Source organism: Microbacterium sp. CGR2, from assembly GCF_003626735.1.
Taxonomy (GTDB): domain Bacteria; phylum Actinomycetota; class Actinomycetes; order Actinomycetales; family Microbacteriaceae; genus Microbacterium.
Window position 1 is genome coordinate 206,166 of the sequence record NZ_RBHX01000001.1, and the last position, 18,209, is coordinate 224,374.

Consider the following 18,209-nt stretch of genomic DNA (forward strand, 5'->3'; position numbering starts at 1 on the left):
ACGGTTTTCCCCACCGTGCCGGGGTGCCATCCGCAGTGACGCCCGCGGCATCCGTCCGTAGCGTCGAGAGCATGGACAGCTCCGGGAATCTGAACGTCTTCGCCGAATGGGCGATCTCTCTCATGGAAGCTCTCGGCAGCGTGGGCGCGGGTGTGGCCGTCGCGGTGGAGAACCTCTTCCCGCCGATCCCCAGCGAGGTCGTCCTGCCGCTCGCGGGCTTCACCGCGAGTCAGGGGTCCATCGTGCTGTGGGAGGTGCTCCTCTGGACGATCGTCGGCTCGGTGGTGGGCGCCCTGGCGCTCTACGGTCTGGGCGCCTGGCTGGGTCCCGTCCGGCTCCGGCGAATCGTCGACCGGATGCCGCTGATGAAGGTGAGCGACGTCGATCGGGCCGACGAGTGGTTCGCCCGACACGGCAGGAAGGCGGTCTTCTTCGGGCGAATGATCCCGATCTTCCGCAGCCTCATCTCGATCCCTGCAGGAATCCAGCGGATGCCGCTGCTGCAGTTCACCCTTCTGACGGCAGCGGGCAGCGCCATCTGGAACACCGTGTTCGTGATGGCCGGGTTCCTGCTCGGTGAGCAGTGGCACCTGATCGAGCAGTATGCCGACGTTCTGCAGATCGTCGTCATCGCGACCGTGGTGATCGCCGTGTGCGCGTTCGTCCTGGTCAGGATCCGCCAGCGGACCCAGGGCACAATGGAGACATGACGTCTCCCGCCGCCGACGTCCCGCACCCCCGCCCGATCGGGCGGGACGTGGTGCGGATGCTCGTCGGCACGGCGGCGGGCGTGGGGATGCTGGTGCCGACACTGGTCGCCCTCGTCACGGCACCGCGACAACCCGCCCCGTGGGTCGTGCGAGCACTGGCGAGCCGGCTCACCTGGTCGGACGGCGTCCCGCGTCCGAGCGCGCCTCCGGCAGCCAGAGTGCGCGGGCTGCTCGCCCTCGTGGCACTGCTGCAGCTCGTGGCGCTGTGCATCCTCGTCCTGCTCGTGATGGGCGCGACCGTCAGCGTGCAGATGCTCGCGGCCGCAGCGACCGGCGGCCCGGTCGCGTTGTTCAGCGCCGCCCCTGGTCGGGTGACCTGGACCACCGTCGGCTTCTTCGTGCTCCCGGGTCTCGTGCTGCTCTTCCTCGGGCTCTCCGGGCTCGGCGGCATCGGCTGGCTCGAGCGGCGCGCGTGGCAGTCCTTCCAGCGCCCCGGAGCGGGCGAGCTCTCACAGGAGGTCGTGCGGCTGCACGCGACGCTGGACGAGGTCGTCGCGGCCGTCGATGCGGAACGCCGACGCATCGAGCGGGACATCCATGACGGAGTCCAGCAGCGTGTGGTGGCGCTGTCGATCCTGCTCGCCCGCGCGGAGCGAGCCGATGACGCGGACTCCCCCGGACTCCTGCGCACGGCACGGGCGGAGACTCAGCACATCCTCGACGACCTCCGCGGTGTGGCCTGGCGCACCTACCCGGCGATGCTGCAGCGCGACGGGCTCGTCGTCGCTCTGCAGGCTCTCCGGGACCGTGTGGCGATGCCGGTGCACCTCGACGTCGATGCGGAGGGCATCACCGCGGACCGCGCCGCCGAGACCGCCGCATACTTCGTCGCCAGCGAAGCGGTGACCAATGCGATCAAGCACGCTGAGGCCAGCGCGATCCACATCCGCGTGCACGGCGAGGCCGGCCGGCTGACGGTCGTCGTCGAGGACGACGGCGTCGGCGGCGCCGACCCGTCCGGGCCCGGGCTCTCGGGCATCGCCACCCGGGTCGCCGCCCGCGACGGCCTGCTTCGGGTGCGCAGCCCGGCGGGCGGCCCGACCACCATCGAGGCGGTGATCCCGTGCGCATCGTGATCGCCGAGGACTCTGCGCTGCTGCGCGAGGGCATCGCGCAGCTGCTGACTGCCGAAGGCCACCAGGTGGTCGCTGCGGTGGCCGACGCCGACGCGCTGATGCGCGCGCTGGGTGTCGAGGAGCCCGACCTGGTGATCGTCGACGTGCGGATGCCGCCGGAGTACGTGGACGAGGGCATCCGCGCCGCGCTCCAGATCAGAGAGCAGCATCCCGACGTCGCCGTCCTCGTGCTGTCGCAGCACGTCGAGCGGCGCTACGCCCGCGAGCTGCTCGACGGGCGCGGAGGCGTCGGGTACCTGCTGAAGGACCGGATCTCGGACATCTCCGGATTCCTCGACGCGATCGTGCGGGTCACGGAAGGGGGCGTGGCCTTCGACCCCGAGGTCATCCGCCGACTCATCGCCGACCGGTCCGGTCCCGATCCGCGCCTGTCGGCATTGAGCGAGCGCGAGAGCGCCGTGCTCGAACTCATCGCCGAGGGGCACAGCAACGCCGCGATCGCCGAGCGTCTGCACATGAGTCAGAGCGGTGTCGAGAAGCACATCAACACCATCTTCACGAAGCTCGGCGTGGCCTCCGGCTCCGGGGTCAACCGGCGCGTTCTCGCAGTCCTCGCGCACCTCGATCAGTCGGGCGACGACTGACGGCGCGCACCCGCTCGATCCGTGCACAGACGGAGGAAGGGCGGATGCCGAGCACCCGCCCTTCCTCTTCCGGGTCAGCCGATGCGGATGAGCTTCTTGTTGACGAACTCGTCGGCCGCGAGGTGTCCGAGTTCGCGCGCCGTACCGCTGCGCTTGATACCGCCGAACGGCAGCTCCGGGCTGTCGGCGAGGACGAGGTTCACGTAGACCATGCCGGCCTCGATGCGGTCGGCCACGCGCTCGGCCTGCTCGGCATCGGTCGTGAAGACGTAGGACCCGAGCCCGAAGGTGGTGTCGTTCGCGAGGGCGACCGCCGCATCCTCATCGGCGACCCGATAGACGACCGCAGCCGGGCCGAAGAGCTCTTCGCGGTACACGTTCATCGCCGGAGTGACGTCGGCCAGCACCGTCGGCGCGAAGAACGCCCCCTCCCGGGTTCCGCCGGTGAGGAGGGTCGCACCCTGTTCGAGAGCCTGGTCGATCTGCTTCTGCAGGTTCTCCGCCGCCGCTTCCGAGGAGACCGGTCCGAGCACGGTGTCTTCGAGCATCGGGTCGGTCGCTTCGATCGCACCCATCGCCGCGGTGAACTTCTCCACGAACGTGTCGTACAGCTCGTCGACGATGATGAAGCGCTTGGCCCCGTTGCACGCCTGACCGTTGTTGTCGAGGCGGGCATCGACGCCGGCCTGCACCGTCGCGTCGAGGTCGTCGGTGGACAGGACGATGAAGGGGTCGGACCCGCCCAGCTCCAGCGCGACCTTCTTGAGGTGGCGTCCTGCGACCTCCGCGACGGCGGCACCGGCGCGCTCCGACCCCGTGAGCGAGACGCCCTGCACGCGCGGGTCGGCGATCATCTTCGCGATCTGCTCGTTCGTGGCCAGGACGTTCTGGTACGCACCGGGCGGGAAGCCGGCCTCGTCGTAGATCGCCGCGATCGCGGTCGACGACTCGGGGCACTGCGGTGCCGGCTTCAACAGGATCGTGTTGCCCACGATCAGGTTGGGAGCTGCGAAGCGCACGATCTGGTAGGCCGGGAAGTTCCACGGCATGATGCCGACGAGCGGTCCGAGGGACGAGCGCCGGATGATCGCCGACCCCTCTCCGAGGATGTCGATCGGCTGGTCGGCCATGATCGACTCCGCGTGGTCGGCGTAGTACTCGGCGATGTCGGCGGCGAAGTCGACCTCTCCGAGGGCTGCCTCGCGGGGCTTGCCCATCTCCCGGACGAAGATGTCGGCGAGCTGTTCCCGGTGCTCCCGGTGCAGTTCCGCGACCCGGCGAACGAGGGCAGCCCGTTCGGCGACGGTCGTCGAACGCGACCACTCGCGGTGCGCACGATCGGCGGCCGCGACGGCCTCTTCGATCTGCGCGTCGGTGAAGGTGTCGAAGGAGGCCAGCGTCTCTCCGGTGGCGGGATTGACGACGGTGTAGTCGGTCATGTCATGTCCTCTCGTCGGATACCGGTCAGGAGACCGGGATCAGTGTGTACTTGGTGGACAGGTACTCGTGGATGCCCTCGAAACCGCCCTCGCGCCCGACACCGGACTGCTTCACCCCGCCGAAGGGGGCGGCCGCGTTGGAGACGACGCCCACGTTGAGACCCATCATGCCGGTCTCGAGCTTGTCGATCATCCGCTGCCCGCGCTGCAGGTTCTCGGTGAAGACGTAGGAGACGAGCCCGTACTCGGTGTCGTTCGCGAGCCGCACGGCCTCGTCCTCGGACTCGAAGGTGGCGATGGCGAGCACCGGACCGAAGATCTCCTCCCGGAGAATCGCCGATCCTGCCACGACGTCGGTGAGGACGGTCGGCTCGTAGAACGTGCCGGTGCCTTCGACCGCTTTGCCGCCGGCGAGAAGAGTCGCTCCGCGCTCGACGGCGTCACCGACCAGTTCGGCCGCTTTGGCGACGGCACCCGCATCGATGAGCGGGCCGATCGCCACGCCCTCTTCCGTGCCGCGACCGATCTTCATCTCGTTGACCCGGTCGGTGACGCGACGGGCGAACTCGTCAGCCACATCGACGTGCACGATGAAGCGGTTCGCCGCCGTGCAGGCCTGGCCGATGTTGCGGAACTTCGCCGCGAGGGCGCCGTCCACCGCCTTGTCGAGATCGGCGTCGTCGAACACCACGAACGGCGCGTTGCCACCGAGTTCCATCGACACCCGGAGCACGCCCTCCGCGGCCTGTGCGATGAGCTTGCGGCCGACCTCGGTCGATCCGGTGAAGGAGAGCTTGCGCAGACGCGGGTCGGCGATGATCGGTGCCGACAGCGCCGACGACTTCGAGGTCTGCACGACGTTCACGACACCGGCGGGGAGGCCCGCTTCCACGAGCAGCTTCGTGAAGAACATCGTCGTCAGCGGGGTCAGGGCCGGTGGCTTGATCACGACCGTGCACCCGGCCGCGAGCGCCGGAGCGATCTTGCGCGTCGCCATGGCGAACGGGAAGTTCCACGGCGTCACGAAGAACGACGGTCCGACCGGTCGCTGCGACACGACCATGTGCCCGGTGCCTTCCGGGTTGATGCCGTAACGGCCGCTGATGCGCACGGCCTCCTCGCTGAACCAGCGCAGGAACTCGCCGCCGTACCCGACCTCGCCGCGCGCCTCGGCGAGCGGCTTGCCCATCTCGAGCGTCATCAACAGTGCCAGGTCCTCCTTGTGCACCTGCACGAGGTCGAAGGCCCGACGGAGGATCTCGCTGCGCACCCGCGGTGCGGTCGCCGCCCAGGATTCCTGGGCTTCGACAGCGGCGTCCAGCGCGCGGATGCCGTCGGCCGGCGTCGCGTCGGCGATCGTGCGGATGACGGAGCCGGTCGACGGGTCCTGCACGTCGAAGGTGCCGCCGGTCTCGGCATCGGTCCACTCGCCGCCGATGAAGAGGCCGGTGGGGATGCTGTCGAGCAGGGTCTGCTCGGACTGAGTGCTCATGGATTCTCTTTCTGTGAGAGGAAGGTGGTCAGCGGCGGCGACGGCTGGGAGGAGCGTCCATCGCCAACGTCTCGCCACGGAAGAAAGCGGGGCGACGGATCGCCTGCCAGATCATGATCGCGATGCCGACGACGATGACGGTGACGCCCAGGACGAACACCAGCCCGAGGCCGCCGATGCTCGACCCGCTGCCATAGGCCGGATCCATCGAGTCGACCAGGGTGGTCACGAACAGGACCGCCAGGATGCCGCCGCCGACGAGCGGGAACAGGAAGGTGAAGAAGAAGTTGCGCGCGGAGTCGAACCACTGCTTGCGGAAGTACCAGACGCACGCGAAGGCCGTGAGCCCGTAGTAGAAGCAGATCATCATGCCGAGCGACAGGATCGTGTCGGTGAGGACGTTCTCGCTGAGCAGACGCATGACCGCGTAGAACGCCGACGCCACGACCGCGGCGACGATGGTCGCGTATCCCGGTGTGAAGAACCGAGGGCTCACGCGCGCGAACTTCGGCGGCAGGGCGCCGTAGTGCCCCATGGCGAGAAGGGTGCGCGCCGGGCCGACGGCGGTCGACTGCAGGGACGCCGCCGAACTCGAGAGCACGGCGAGAGACACCAGGAAGGCGAGCGGGCCGAGAACCGGATCGGAGAGCGCGAAGAAGACGTTGGCGGAGATGTCTTCGTTCGCGAGCCCCAGCGCTCCCGTGCCGACGCCGGCGAACATGATGAGGCCGATCGACAGCAGCAGGTAGAGGCTGACGACGATGACGACGGTCAGCATCGCCGCGCGACCCGGGGTCTTCTCCGGGTTCTTGGTCTCCTCGTTCATGGTGAGGACGACGTCCCAGCCCCAGAAGATGAAGATCGACAGCGACAGACCGGCGGCGAACGCGCTGAAGGAGGGGACCTCGAACGGGTTGAACCACGACCAGGAGAACGCGGTCGGCTCCGGTGCCTCGCCGTTCACGGCCTTGACGATGGCGACGACGGCGAACACCACGAGGACGACGAGCTGGAAGCTCACCAGGATGTACTGGAACTTCTGCGTGGTCTGCATGTCGCGATAGGACACGAGCGTCGCGCCGAGCATGAACAGCAGGCACACCACCACGTTGATGAAGGGGTTGAACGCGAGGTCCGCGATCTCCGGATTGCCGGTGAGTTGTGCGATCAGGAGGAAGAGGAACTCCACGGCGATGCCGGCGAGGTTCGACAGGACGATCACGGTCGCGGCGATGAGCCCCCACCCGGTCATCCAGCCGATCCACGGGCCGAATGCGCGCACGCCCCAGGTGAACGAGGTACCCGAGTCGGGCATCGCCCGGTTGAGTTCGCGGTAGCCGAAAGCCGTGAGGAGCATCGGGATGAAACCGACGAGGATGATCGCTGGCACCTGGGTACCGGCGACGGCGACCGTCGGGCCGAGCGATGCCGTCAGCGTGTACGCGGGGGCGATCGTGGAGATGCCGATCACGACGGCGCCCACGACGCCGACGGCACCCGCGCGCAGGCCCTTGGTGGAGATGCCGGTGGTGACTCCGGATTCGGGCGCCATCGCCCGGTTCGAGCTGCTCATCAGCGGACTCCTGCTTCGGCGCGGGTGCGCGGGACGACGATCATCGGGACGGGCAGTTCGTGCAGCATCTTCGCTGCCGTGGAACCCAGGAAGAGACGGCGCGGCTGCGCCAGGCGGCTGGAGCCGACGAGCACGACTTCTCCGGGCGACCACGAGAGATGCGCGACGGCGTCTTCCACACTGTCACCGGGGGCCTCCTCGACGACGGCGTCGAGCCCTTCGGGGAGCAGTCCTCTGGCGACTTCCAGCACGTCCTGCGCATGGGTGTCGCCGACGACGCGGATGGCGCCCGTGTCGAGACCGGGCGGGACGTCGAACGGGACCAGAGAGACCAGTCGCAGCCCGACGCCGCTGTCGGCCGCGAGGGCCACCGCTTCGTCGAGCAGCGCCTCCGCCCCCGGCCGAGTGCCGACGGCTGCGGTGACGCGCGGGATGACGTGGTCGTCCTCCTGCGCGCTGCCGGCCGGCGCCAACGCCACCGGGATGGTCGACGAATGCAGCAGTTCGGAGGCGACGCTGCCGAGCCGGTGCCGACCGAAGAGGCCACCGCCCGCTGCGCCGACCACGATCAGTCGTGCGCCGAACTCCTCACCGGCGGCGATCAGCCCTTCGGCGAACGACTCGCCGAAGCGCACGTGTCCGCTGCGAGTCAGTTCCTGCGGGAGACGCACGATCGCGTCGCCGAGCCATTTCTTCGCCTGCCCGCGGATGTGCTCCTCGTAGGCGCGCTCCGGCGGGACCGCGGCGCTGCGAGTGCCCTCGTTGGGGAGCACGATCACCAGGTGCAGGGTCGCCCCGAGACTGCGGGCGAGACGGGCGCCCAGTGCGGCAGCATCCGCTCCGGTGTCCGTCGCGGTGTACCCGACGACGATCGAGCCGGGCATCACTCGCCGCTTTCGGTGCCGCCGGCGTCACGGATCGCTGCGACGATGTTCGATGCGGCCAGCTGCCCCATCCGGATCGCGCCGTCGACGTGCTGGTAGCCGGCGCCCGCCAGGTCGCTGCAGGCGAAGTGGATCGGACCGACCGGGGTGCGCAGGTCGGCGCCGTACCGGTGCAGACCTCCCATGTCGAAGCTCGCGGCGTAGGCGCCGCGGGTCCACTCTTCGCTGCCCCAGTCGCTCTCGTAGTACACGACCGGGTTCTTCGCCTCGGGCCCGTAGTAGTGCGACAGCGACTCCAAGATGCGCTCCTTGCGCTCCTCGGCGGAGAGCTCGAAGACCCCGTCGGCGTTCGCATCCGACACGAACGCGACCAGGGTGCCGCGCTCGTCGCCGTGGTTGGAGTTGTCGTAGGCCTCGTGGGCGAGCTCGTACGGGCTGAACGCTGTGCCGCTCAGTCCCTGCTCGCGCCAGAACGGACGGTCGTAGACCGCGTGCACCTTGATCACGAAGCCCATCGACAGGTGCTGGTGCATCTGGTGCTGACGCCGGGGCAGCGGCGGGACGAACGAGATCCGGCTGTAGAGCACCGGGGCGTGGGCGAGGATCGCGTACCGCGCACGGACGGTCAGCTGGTCGGTCGTGGCGGTGACCTGTGTCGTCGCCGAGCCGGTGGACGCGTCAGCCCATTCCAGGGTGCGCACAGGCTGGTTCAGCAGCACATCGTCACCCAGTCGCTCGGCAAGACGCTCCGGCACCTGCTGCAGTCCGCCCACGACGCGCTTGTCGAGGATGAAGTCGGCGTCCACGAGGTTCGAATACGAACCTGCGGATGCCGCCATCAGCAGCGACTGCAGCAGCGAGAACGTGTGCGTCGGCTTGGTGAGCATCGCGGTACCGGTGGCGAACGCCAGGTTGCGAACGGCTTCGTCGTCATCGGTCTGTGCACGCAGCCAGGCGTCCCAGGTGACGGAGTCCCATTCCTCGGCCTTCGGGTGCGCCCAGGGACGATCCGGATCGATCTCGGAGACCATGGTGTCGAGCTTCTCGGTGATCTCGGCGATCGCGGCTTCGGTGGCCGGCGCCACGGGGAACATCTCTCCGGTGAAGCGGTGCGCCTCACCGTCGGGGCCGACGTAGACGCTGTCGCCTTCGCGGTAGCGGCTGTAGGTCTCGAGCCCGAGGTCCTCGATCGCGTCCTTCAGCGCCTCCTGATCCGGGGAGACCCACTGGCCACCGATCTCGAGCATCGCCCCCTCGATCACATCGGTCCACAGTCGGCCGCCGACGCGGTCGCGCGCTTCGAGGACCGCGACGGAGAGTCCGGCCTTCCGCAGGTCGTTCGCCGCGGTGAGCCCGGCGGCGCCGGCGCCGATGATCAGTACGTCGCGTGTGATCTCAGACAACTGCAACTCCTTTGTAGGGGGATGTGCCGACCGCGACCCGATATCCCCCGATACGGGTCGCGGCCGGACGTGGGTGTCAGGCCGCGGCGAGTGCCGCGGCGACGATGTCGAGTCCCTCGTTCAGCAGATCGTCGCCGATCGCGAGCGGAGGGAGGAAGCGGATGACGTTGCCGTAGGTGCCGCAGGTGAGCACGATGACTCCCTGAGCGATGCACGCCTTCGCGACCGCGGCCGTGAGCGCGGCATCCGGCGCGTTGGTCTCCGGCTCGACGAACTCGGCGGCGATCATCGCCCCGTGTCCGCGGATGTCGCCGACGCGTGCATCGCCCTCCTGGATGGCGGTGAGGCGCTGCGTGAGGATCGCGCCGATCTCGCGGGCGCGCTCGATGACGCCGTCGTTCTCGAACACGTCGATCGCGGCGAGCGCTGCGGCGCAGGCGATGGGGTTGCCGCCGTAGGTGCCGCCGAGGCCGCCGGCGTGGGCGGCATCCATGATCTCGGCGCGGCCGGTGACAGCAGCGAGCGGGAGACCGCCGGCGATCCCCTTGGCGGTGGTGATGAGGTCGGGTTCGATGCCGAAGATCTCGCTGGCGAACATGTGGCCGGTGCGGGCGAATCCGGTCTGGACCTCGTCGGCGATGAAGACGACGCCGTTGGCGCGGCACCATTCGACGATCGCCGGAAGGAAGCCGTCGGCTGGAACGATGAAGCCGCCCTCGCCCTGGATGGGCTCGATGATCACGGCGGCGAGGTTGTCGGCGCCGATCTGCTTCTCGAGCTGCAGGATCACCCGGGCCGCAGCCTCGTTGCCGTCGAGTCCATCGCGGAACGGGTACGACATCGGCGCACGGTAGATCTCGGGCGCGAAGGGACCGAAGCCGCTCTTGTACGGCATCGACTTGGCAGTGAGGGCCATGGTCATGTTCGTGCGGCCATGGTAGCCATGGTCGAAGGCGACGACCGCCTGGCGGCCGGTGTGCTTGCGGGCGATCTTGATCGCGTTCTCGACCGCCTCGGCGCCCGAGTTGAACAGGGCGCTCTTCTTGGCGAAGTCCCCGGGGGTGACTCGGTTGAGCGCCTCGGCGACCTCGATGTACGACTCGTAGGGCGAGATCATGAAGCAGGTGTGGGTGAACTGCGCTGCCTGCGCGGCGACGGCGGCCGCGACCTTGGGGTGCGAGTTGCCGACGGTCGTGACGGCGATGCCGGATCCGAGGTCGATGAGCGAGTTGCCGTCGGCATCCACCACGACGCCACCGCCGGCCGCGACTGTCGCGACAGGCACCGTGTGGCCGACTCCGGCGGCGACGGCATCGGCCTTGCGCGCGAGGATCTCGGCGGAGCGGGGCCCGGGGAGCTCGGTGACGAGGCGGCGCTCCTGGGGGAGCTCGGGTCCGCCGAGGGGAACTGCAACAGCTGTGGTGTCGAGGAGTGCCATGGACGCGAGCGTACGGTGGCGCAGAACACCACCGCACTCACCGACTTGTACAATCTGGGGAGAGATCTCGCCCGAATGTACAGGATGGACGTGCGATGACCGCCACCGACGAGCCGACGCTGCGTGCGCTGCTTCGACGACGCGACCTCGGTCTGGTGCTCGTCTCCGATGAGATCGACCTTCCGGACGGCGCGCTCGAACGGCCGTTGCGCTGGGTGCACAGTTCCGATCTCGCCGACCCGACCCCGTTCCTCTCCGAAGATCTCGCCCTGCTGACGACCGGCAAACAGTTCGACGACGCGGTCGACCCCGACGGCTACGTCGGACGGCTCACCGACCGCGGCGTGCGCGGACTCGGATTCGGCACGGAGGTTCACCGCTCCGGCATGCCCGCGGATCTGGTCGCCGCCTGCGCCCGCCATGGGATGCCGCTGTTCGAGGTGCCCTACCGCACACCGTTCATCGCCGTCGCCCGCGCGCACTCCGAGACCATCGCGGCGCAGGCGTACGCCCGGCGGTCCTGGGCGTTGGACACTCAGCGCGCGCTCGCTCTGGCAGCACTTCGCCCGCACGGCCTCGACGCGACCGTCGCCGAGCTCGGCAGGCGCCTCGGAGTCTGGGCGGGAATGTTCGACGCGGCCGGGGCGGTGCTGCTCGCCCATCCCCGTGACGCCGTCGCACCGGCGGTGCTCGACGAGCTCGCCGATCGCGTGGACGAGATCCTCACGCGAGGGCTGGAAGCGGGTCAGTCACTCACCATCGGCGACCAGACCTTCATGCTCTTCACCGTGGGTCGCGGCGGTCATCTGCGCGGGGTGATCGCGTTGGCGATCGAGGCGCTCGACCCGGAGGCGCGCGCGGTGGTCACATCGGTGATCGCGATGGCGGGGCTCGCGATGGAGCAGAGCGAGCAGCTCGCACGCAGCCGTCGTCGCCTGCACGCGCAGCTGCTCCGCTCCCTCCTGTCCGACGACCCGTCTCTGGCCCGGCGGGTCCTCGGAGCCCTTCCCCCCGCGCCGATGGTCGTCGCGGTGGCGGCCGACGCACCGGCCGGTCCGCTCACCGACTGGTGGGAGCGGCACCGGGCCGAGCAGTCCACGCCGTACTTCCTCGCCGAATCCCAGGAGGGGGTGACCGTCTGCCTTGCCGCTGCCGACGAACCCCTCCTCGATGAGGTCGCCGCGCGCTTCCGCATCCGCATCGGCATCTCCGAACCGGAGTCGTACAGTTCCTTCTCCCGCGCGCACGCGCAGGCGCTCACCGCACTGCGGCAGCAGGGCGAGCAGGGCGCGGTCCGATATGCCGACACGGTCGGGTCGAGCATCCTCACCGCTCTGGCGACCGACGAAGCGCGCCTCGTGGCGGAATCGCGCCTGGCTCCGCTCCGAGAGCACGACACCCGCAGCGGATCCGAGCTCGAGCATTCGCTTCGCACGTGGCTGGAACACGACGCGCGCTTCGAGTCGGCGGCGGCATCCTTGGGCGTGCATCGACACACGCTGCGGTCCCGCATCGCCCAGGCGGGGGCTCTGCTCGGCATCGACCTGTCGACCTTCCCCGCGCGCGCGGAGCTGTGGACGATCCTGCAGACCGCCCGCGACTGACGCGCGGTCAGCGGCACAGTTGTCGGGAGATGTCACGGATGTCGGGCCGATGCACGGCGTGTCGCCCTGCATCCGTGAAATCTCCCGACATCTGTACCCACGGCCCCCTCAGCGCGGGGCGTGGGCCTCGAGGAACTCGTACACGTCGGTGGTGTCCACCCCGGGGAACGCCCCGGTCGGCAGAGTCGCCAGAAGGGTGCGCGGAGTCTTCACGTTCGGCCAGGAGTTCTCCCGCCAGCGCTCCTCGAGCTCAGTCGGAGCGCGGCGGCAGCACACCTCCACCGAGTGCTTCGATACGCCGCGGTGCGGGGTATCGCGACCGACGAACCACTTCGTGTCGTCGAAGCGCACGCCCACGCTCACCGAGTGGAGCCCCTCACTCGACGCCTCGACGCGGGCCGTGCACCAGTAGGTGCCGTTGCCGGTGTCGGTGTACTGGTAGTACGGGTTGAAGCGGTCGTCCTCGTCGAAGACGACCCGGCTGGTCCAGCGGCGGCAGCACATCTGCCCCTCGATCGCGCCCAGGCGGTCGGTCGGGAAGTTGACGTCGTCGTTCTCGTAGGCCTTGGTGATGGTGCCGGATTCGTGGACCTTGAGGAAGTGCACGGGGATGTCGAGGTGTCGCGTCGCCAGGTTCGTGAAGCGGTGGGCCGCCGTCTCGTACGACACCGAGTAGGCGTCGCGCAGATCCTCGATCGAGATGGCTCGCCGCGACTTCGCCTCCTGCAGCAACGGCGCCACGTGGGCCTCGGGGATCAGCAGCGCACCGGTCAGATAGTTCGTCTCGACCCGCTGGCGCAGGAACTCGGCGTAGCTCCGCGGCTCCGAGTGCCCGAGCATCCGGCTCGACAGCGCCTGGAGCACCGCCGTGCGAGCGTCGCCCTTCGTCTGCACCTGACCCGAGAGGTAGAGACGGCCGTTCGCCAGATCGGCGACACTGCGGGTCGTCTGCGGCAGATCCGGCGCGTAGTGCAGGGTGAACCCCAGATAGGCGGCGATCTCGGATGCCGTGCGCTGGGTGAGCGGTCCGCCGGAGTGCCCGACCGCGGCGAGTATCTCGGATGCCTTCACCTCGAGGTCCGGGAAGTGATTGTCCTGCCGGCGCATCAGGTGACGCAGCTCCACGTTCGCCCGCCGCGCCTCCTCGGGCGTCGCGGCGCGTTCGTCCTTCAGACGGTCGATCTCCCCCTGCAGGGCCAGCAGCGCCCGGAGAGCATCCGTCGGCACCGACTTCGCGATGCGGAACGGCTCGATGCCCAGCGCCTGGAACGTCTGCCCCTTCATCGCGCGTTCCAGGGCGATCTCGAGCGCGCTGCGCTCATCCAAGGGCTCCCCCTCGATGAGAGCGTCGATCGTGACGCCGAGAGCGCGCGCGATCGCCTGTAGCTGCATCAGTTTCGGCTCACGCTTGCCGGTCTCGATCATCGAGAGCTGACTCGGGGCGCGGTCGACCGCGGCGGCGAGGTCTTCGAGCGTCATCCCCCTCGCCGTGCGCAGGCGACGGATGCGACGCCCGATCGTGAGCGCGTCGGTTTCCTCGGTGACGTCCATGGCACCCTCTTCGGTCGGATCGATGAAGCAGAGCCCGATTCTGTCACGGAAACAGAAATACGGGCGATCTTCTCCTCCGTATCGGTCGAAGCGAGCGGAGAAGTTGACACAGAGTGGATGCCACGCAGCGCTGAACGCTCGACAGGCTCAGCGACCATCTCACCGAGGAGACACGATGACGAACACCGCACACACCCCCACCCCTCGTCCCGTAGGTCTGCGCGCCGGCGACCAGGTGCAGACGGCGGCGGAGCTCCGGGAGATCTGGGAGACCGACCCGCGTTGGGACGGCGTCGAGCGCACGTACACCGCCGAAGACGTCATCCGCATCCGAGGCTCCGTCCGAGAGGAGTCGACGCTCGCCCACCGGGGTGCGGAGAACCTCTGGAACCTGCTGCACACCGAAGACTACGTCCGGGCGCTCGGCGCCTACGCCGGCGGTCAGGCCGTACAGCAGGTGCGCGCGGGCCTCAAGGCCATCTACCTCTCGGGATGGCAGGTCGCCGCCGACGGCAACCTCGCCGGCCAGACCTATCCCGACCAGTCGCTGTACCCGGCGAACTCGGTGCCCGCCGTCGTCCGCCGCATCAACAACGCCCTGATCCGACAGGATCAGCTGGAGCACGCCGAGGCCGTCGCCGGCACGGGCCAGATCACGCAGGATTGGCTGGCGCCCATCGTCGCGGATGCCGAGGCAGGCTTCGGCGGCCCCCTCAACGCCTATGAGCTCGCGCAGTCGCTCATCCAGTCGGGTGCTGCCGGCATCCACTGGGAAGATCAGCTTGCCAGCGAGAAGAAGTGCGGACACCTCGGCGGCAAGGTGCTGGTGCCCACACAGCAGCACATCCGCACACTGAACGCCGCCCGCCTCGCCGCGGACGTCGCCGGCGTCCCGACGGTGATCATCGCCCGCACCGACGCACTGGCCGCGGACCTGCTCACCAGCGACGTCGACGAGCGGGACCAGCGATTCACCACCGGCGAGCGCACCCCCGAGGGCTTCTACCGCATCCGCCGGGGGATCGAATCGGTCATCAGCCGAGGGCTCGCCTTCGCTCCGTACGCCGACCTGCTGTGGGTCGAGACGGGCGAACCCGACATCGCGCTGGCCCGCGAGTTCGCGACCGCCATCCACGCGCAGTTCCCTGGCAAGCTCCTCGCCTACAACTGCTCGCCGAGCTTCAACTGGAAGCGTCATCTGTCGGATGCCGAGATCGCCACGTTCCAACAGGAGCTGGCCGACCTCGGATACAAGTTCCAGTTCATCACCCTGGCGGGCTTCCACGCCCTGAACCACTCCATGTTCGACCTCGCCCGCGGCTACGCCGAGCGCGCCATGAGCGCCTACGTGGAACTGCAGGAGGCGGAATTCGCCGCCGAATCCGACGGCTACACCGCCACCAAGCACCAGCGCGAGGCGGGCACCGGCTACTTCGACGTCATCTCCACCGCGCTCAACCCCGACAGCGCCACCCTGGCCCTCGCCGGCTCCACCGAGACCGCGCAGTTCCACTGACTCCGTCCGCACCTCTTCGAAAAGGACTGAAGATCATGACCACTCCCACCACCACCACCGCCCAGACCCATCAGGGCCCGGCGATCACGATCACCGGACCCCTGCGCGACCGGTACGACGAGACCCTCACACCCGAGGCCATCGCCTTCCTGACCGAGCTTCACCATCGGTTCGCATCGCGCCGACACGACCGCCTCGCGGATCGGATGCGCCGGCGCTTCGAGATCGGCAACGGCCACGACCCCCGCTTCCGGGACGACACCGCGCACATCCGTGCGGACGCGCAGTGGCAGGTCGCAGGCGCAGGCCCCGGACTCGAAGATCGCCGCGTGGAGATCACCGGGCCGACGGATCCGAAGATGACCATCAACGCTCTGAACTCGGGTGCGCGAGTGTGGCTCGCCGACCAGGAGGATGCGACCAGCCCCACCTGGAAGAACGTCATCGAGGGGCAGCTGTCCCTGCGCGACGCGATCCGCGGCGAGTTGTCCTTCATCTCGCCGGGGACGGACTCCACCCCGGGTAAGGAGTATCGCGTCACCGCCGAGCGCACCCCCACGATCGTGATGCGTCCGCGCGGCTGGCATCTGCCGGAGAAGCATCTGGCCTTCACTGACCGCGCAGGGCGCCGCACCGCCGCATCCGGTTCGCTGGTGGACTTCGGCCTGTACTTCCTGCACAACGCCGAAGCGCTCATCGCGGCCGGCCGCGGCCCTTATTTCTACCTCGCCAAGCTCGAATCCAGCGAGGAGGCGAAGCTGTGGGATGACGTGTTCTCCTTCAGTGAGGAGTATGTCGGGATCGCCCACGGAACCATCCGGGCCACGATCCTCATCGAGACCCTGCCCGCCGCGTTCGAGATGGACGAGATCCTCTATGAACTGCGCGACCACTGCGCGGGGCTCAACGCCGGGCGGTGGGACTACATCTTCTCCATCATCAAGAACTACCGCGGCCGGGGTGCCCGTTTCGTCCTCCCCGACCGCAGCGAGGTGACGATGACCGTGCCGTTCATGCGGGCGTACACGGAGCTGCTGGTGCAGACCTGCCACAAGCGGGGCGCCTTCGCCATCGGCGGCATGAGCGCGTTCATCCCGAATCGTCGCGACCCGGAGGTCACCGCGCGCGCTATCGAGAAGGTCTCCGCCGACAAGAAGCGCGAGGCCGGCGACGGCTTCGACGGCACCTGGGTCGCGCACCCCGACCTCATCCCGACCGCGCAGGCGGAGTTCGACGCGGTGCTGGGCGATCACCCGAATCAGATCGATCGTCGACGCGACGAGGTCGACGTGCAGCCGCGCGACCTGCTGGATCTGCATATCGGGCGTCCGATCACCGCCCAGGGCGTGCGCGACAACGTCTCGGTGGCGATCCGCTACCTCGAGGCGTGGTTGCGCGGCCTCGGCGCAGTGGCCATCGACAACCTGATGGAGGATGCCGCGACGGCGGAGATCAGCCGGTCGCAGGTGTGGCAGTGGATCCACCAGGACCGCACGACGGAAGACGGCACGCCCATCACCGTCGAGTACATCGAGGGGCTGATCGCCGAGGTCCTCGGCACCGTGGAGCGACGTGCGGGCGACCGCTTCGACGATGCGGCCGAGGTCTTCCGAGACGTGGCGTTGCGGGAGGAGTTCCCCGCGTTCCTGACACTCGGCGCCTACAGCCGCTTCCTCGTCGACGAGGACTGATCCTCCCGAGGAAGAGCCCCCGGGCGCCCGCAGACCCGCGGGTGACCGGGGGCTCATCCTCTGCCATCGTGCGACGACTCGACATGGCCGCGCGCCGTCTGAGCGGCGTAGCCTGAGATCATGACCGACGTCTGGAACGGCGTCGCCGACGAGTTCCTGCACCTGTACCCCTCCGGAACGCGATTGCTCGCGGTGGCCGGCCAGGACGCGGAGCGCTCTCGCCATGCGGCGGACGCCGTCGCCACGGCGCTCACCGGAGCGGGCCAGCAGGTCGAGCGCGCTCACGCCGACGGTGACGAGGCTGCCCTCCGTGCCGACGTCATCGCCCCGTTCCGCCAGGCTCCGCGGACGGACCGTGTGCTCGTCGTCTCCGGCCCGGCGGCGTTGCTCAGCGAGAGCGCCCGCGGAATGTGGAACTTCACCCTGTGGCAGCTCGTCGGCAACGAGGCTCCGCACAGCGTGGCATCGGCCCTGGTCGACGTGACCGACCCCGAGAATCCGGTCCGACGGTTCGCGGACTACTGCGCCCTGCCTGCGTCGTTCGGGGCCTGACCTCGCTCCTCCGGCCGATTCAGTGGAACGACGCGGCCACGGAGTTGCGGTGGTAGTCGAACACGATGCTCGTGCGCGTGGAGGCGACACTGCTCTGGGCGGAGAGGTGTTCCAGCACGAACTCGCGCATCTCCGAGGAATCGGCGACCGCGATGTGCAGCAGGAAGTCGTCTTCACCACCGAGGAAGAACACCTGGATGACCTGCGGGAGCGCGCGCACGCGGTCGGCGAATTCGACGATGCTCTCCCGCCGCGCACTCGGTCGCAGACTCACCCCGATCACCGACTGGAGTCCGGCGCCCAGCTTCCGCTCGTCGACGCTCGCGTGGAAACCGGTGATCACGCCGCGGTCGACGAGGGCTCGCAGCCGCGCGTGCGCCGTCGACGGCGCCACACCGAGGTGGCCGGCGAGTTCGGCGTTCGTCATCCGCCCGTCGGCGGTGAGCAGCTGCACGATCCGGGCGTCGATGGGATCCAGCGCCGGCGCCCGAAGAGTGTTCGCCGTCGGGCCTGCAGACGTCGTCTCCATGCGAATCATTATTCAGGATGGCGGCCCAGAGCGAATCATCTTCACTG

General features: G+C 68.9%; 15 protein-coding genes. 7 read left to right on the forward strand and 8 right to left on the reverse strand.

The window, feature by feature from the left end:
• Window positions 1-71 precede the first annotated feature (71 nt).
• The 3 genes from D7252_RS01080 to D7252_RS01090 are packed head-to-tail and all read left to right on the forward strand — an operon-like array spanning window position 72 to window position 2,490.
• A complete protein-coding gene (locus D7252_RS01080; RefSeq protein ID WP_120773710.1) occupies window positions 72-710 on the forward strand; it encodes a DedA family protein in 639 nt (212 codons plus the stop codon).
• A complete protein-coding gene (locus D7252_RS01085) occupies window positions 707-1,846 on the forward strand; it encodes a sensor histidine kinase (protein ID WP_120773711.1) in 1,140 nt (379 codons plus the stop codon). Before D7252_RS01080 ends, D7252_RS01085 begins: the two co-directional genes overlap by 4 nt.
• On the forward strand, window positions 1,834-2,490 hold the full coding sequence (locus tag D7252_RS01090; protein WP_120773712.1) for a response regulator transcription factor: 657 nt from the start codon (window positions 1,834-1,836) through the stop codon (window positions 2,488-2,490). Before D7252_RS01085 ends, D7252_RS01090 begins: the two co-directional genes overlap by 13 nt.
• A gap of 74 nt (window positions 2,491-2,564) precedes the next feature.
• On the opposite strand, the gene D7252_RS01095 is transcribed toward D7252_RS01090, so the two are convergent.
• The 6 genes from D7252_RS01095 to gabT all read right to left on the reverse strand — a co-directional run bounded on the left by D7252_RS01095 (window position 2,565) and on the right by gabT (window position 10,719).
• Entirely contained in the window at window positions 2,565-3,929 is a 1,365-nt protein-coding gene (locus tag D7252_RS01095) for an NAD-dependent succinate-semialdehyde dehydrogenase (RefSeq protein ID WP_120773713.1), read from the reverse strand.
• 25 nt (window positions 3,930-3,954) lie between these two features.
• Entirely contained in the window at window positions 3,955-5,421 is a 1,467-nt protein-coding gene (locus D7252_RS01100) for an NAD-dependent succinate-semialdehyde dehydrogenase (protein WP_120773714.1), read from the reverse strand.
• A 28-nt stretch (window positions 5,422-5,449) separates the two neighbouring features.
• Window positions 5,450-6,994: an APC family permease gene (locus tag D7252_RS01105; protein ID WP_183055128.1), complete on the reverse strand. Its 1,545-nt coding sequence runs from the start codon at window positions 6,992-6,994 to the stop codon at window positions 5,450-5,452.
• The gene (locus D7252_RS01110) at window positions 6,994-7,878 is read right to left on the reverse strand and encodes a universal stress protein (protein WP_120773715.1); all 885 of its coding nucleotides are present in this window, start codon (window positions 7,876-7,878) and stop codon (window positions 6,994-6,996) included. The genes D7252_RS01105 and D7252_RS01110 overlap by 1 nt, the downstream gene beginning before the upstream one ends.
• On the reverse strand, window positions 7,878-9,281 hold the full coding sequence (locus D7252_RS01115; protein WP_120773716.1) for an NAD(P)/FAD-dependent oxidoreductase: 1,404 nt from the start codon (window positions 9,279-9,281) through the stop codon (window positions 7,878-7,880). The genes D7252_RS01110 and D7252_RS01115 overlap by 1 nt, the downstream gene beginning before the upstream one ends.
• Before the next feature lie 76 nt (window positions 9,282-9,357).
• Window positions 9,358-10,719 (reverse strand): 4-aminobutyrate--2-oxoglutarate transaminase, encoded by a 1,362-nt coding sequence (gene gabT, locus D7252_RS01120; RefSeq protein WP_120773717.1) that lies wholly within the window; start codon window positions 10,717-10,719, stop codon window positions 9,358-9,360.
• A gap of 95 nt (window positions 10,720-10,814) precedes the next feature.
• Between gabT and D7252_RS01125 the strand changes: the two genes are divergently transcribed.
• Window positions 10,815-12,323: a PucR family transcriptional regulator gene (locus D7252_RS01125; protein ID WP_120773718.1), complete on the forward strand. Its 1,509-nt coding sequence runs from the start codon at window positions 10,815-10,817 to the stop codon at window positions 12,321-12,323.
• 108 nt (window positions 12,324-12,431) lie between these two features.
• Here D7252_RS01125 and D7252_RS01130 read toward each other — a convergent pair whose 3' ends face one another.
• Window positions 12,432-13,874: an XRE family transcriptional regulator gene (locus D7252_RS01130; RefSeq protein ID WP_120773719.1), complete on the reverse strand. Its 1,443-nt coding sequence runs from the start codon at window positions 13,872-13,874 to the stop codon at window positions 12,432-12,434.
• Window positions 13,875-14,049: 175 nt separating this feature from the next.
• Between D7252_RS01130 and aceA the strand changes: the two genes are divergently transcribed.
• The 3 genes from aceA to D7252_RS01145 all read left to right on the forward strand — a co-directional run bounded on the left by aceA (window position 14,050) and on the right by D7252_RS01145 (window position 17,633).
• Window positions 14,050-15,390 (forward strand): isocitrate lyase, encoded by a 1,341-nt coding sequence (gene aceA / locus D7252_RS01135; RefSeq protein WP_120773720.1) that lies wholly within the window; start codon window positions 14,050-14,052, stop codon window positions 15,388-15,390.
• A gap of 35 nt (window positions 15,391-15,425) precedes the next feature.
• The gene (gene aceB / locus D7252_RS01140) at window positions 15,426-17,081 is read left to right on the forward strand and encodes a malate synthase A (RefSeq protein ID WP_120773721.1); all 1,656 of its coding nucleotides are present in this window, start codon (window positions 15,426-15,428) and stop codon (window positions 17,079-17,081) included.
• 120 nt (window positions 17,082-17,201) lie between these two features.
• Window positions 17,202-17,633, forward strand: coding sequence for a hypothetical protein (locus D7252_RS01145; protein WP_120773722.1), 432 nt, complete (start codon window positions 17,202-17,204; stop codon window positions 17,631-17,633).
• A gap of 19 nt (window positions 17,634-17,652) precedes the next feature.
• Here the strand turns inward: D7252_RS01145 and D7252_RS01150 are convergent, their stop codons facing one another.
• A complete protein-coding gene (locus tag D7252_RS01150) occupies window positions 17,653-18,171 on the reverse strand; it encodes an Lrp/AsnC family transcriptional regulator (protein ID WP_120773723.1) in 519 nt (172 codons plus the stop codon).
• Between the last annotated feature and the right edge of the window lie 38 nt (window positions 18,172-18,209).

Excerpts from the sequence above, each read along its gene's own strand:
- D7252_RS01080 (WP_120773710.1), top strand. The coding sequence starts at position 72 with ATGGACAGCTCCGGGAATCTGAACGTCTTCGCCGAATGGGCGATCTCT.
- D7252_RS01085 (WP_120773711.1), top strand. The coding sequence starts at position 707 with ATGACGTCTCCCGCCGCCGACGTCCCGCACCCCCGCCCGATCGGGCGG.
- D7252_RS01095 (WP_120773713.1), bottom strand. The coding sequence starts at position 3,929 with ATGACCGACTACACCGTCGTCAATCCCGCCACCGGAGAGACGCTGGCC.
- D7252_RS01100 (WP_120773714.1), bottom strand. The coding sequence starts at position 5,421 with ATGAGCACTCAGTCCGAGCAGACCCTGCTCGACAGCATCCCCACCGGC.
- D7252_RS01105 (WP_183055128.1), bottom strand. The coding sequence starts at position 6,994 with ATGAGCAGCTCGAACCGGGCGATGGCGCCCGAATCCGGAGTCACCACC.
- D7252_RS01110 (WP_120773715.1), bottom strand. The coding sequence starts at position 7,878 with ATGCCCGGCTCGATCGTCGTCGGGTACACCGCGACGGACACCGGAGCG.
- gabT (WP_120773717.1), bottom strand. The coding sequence starts at position 10,719 with ATGGCACTCCTCGACACCACAGCTGTTGCAGTTCCCCTCGGCGGACCC.
- D7252_RS01125 (WP_120773718.1), top strand. The coding sequence starts at position 10,815 with ATGACCGCCACCGACGAGCCGACGCTGCGTGCGCTGCTTCGACGACGC.
- D7252_RS01130 (WP_120773719.1), bottom strand. The coding sequence starts at position 13,874 with ATGGACGTCACCGAGGAAACCGACGCGCTCACGATCGGGCGTCGCATC.
- aceA (WP_120773720.1), top strand. The coding sequence starts at position 14,050 with ATGACGAACACCGCACACACCCCCACCCCTCGTCCCGTAGGTCTGCGC.
- aceB (WP_120773721.1), top strand. The coding sequence starts at position 15,426 with ATGACCACTCCCACCACCACCACCGCCCAGACCCATCAGGGCCCGGCG.
- D7252_RS01145 (WP_120773722.1), top strand. The coding sequence starts at position 17,202 with ATGACCGACGTCTGGAACGGCGTCGCCGACGAGTTCCTGCACCTGTAC.
- D7252_RS01150 (WP_120773723.1), bottom strand. The coding sequence starts at position 18,171 with ATGATTCGCATGGAGACGACGTCTGCAGGCCCGACGGCGAACACTCTT.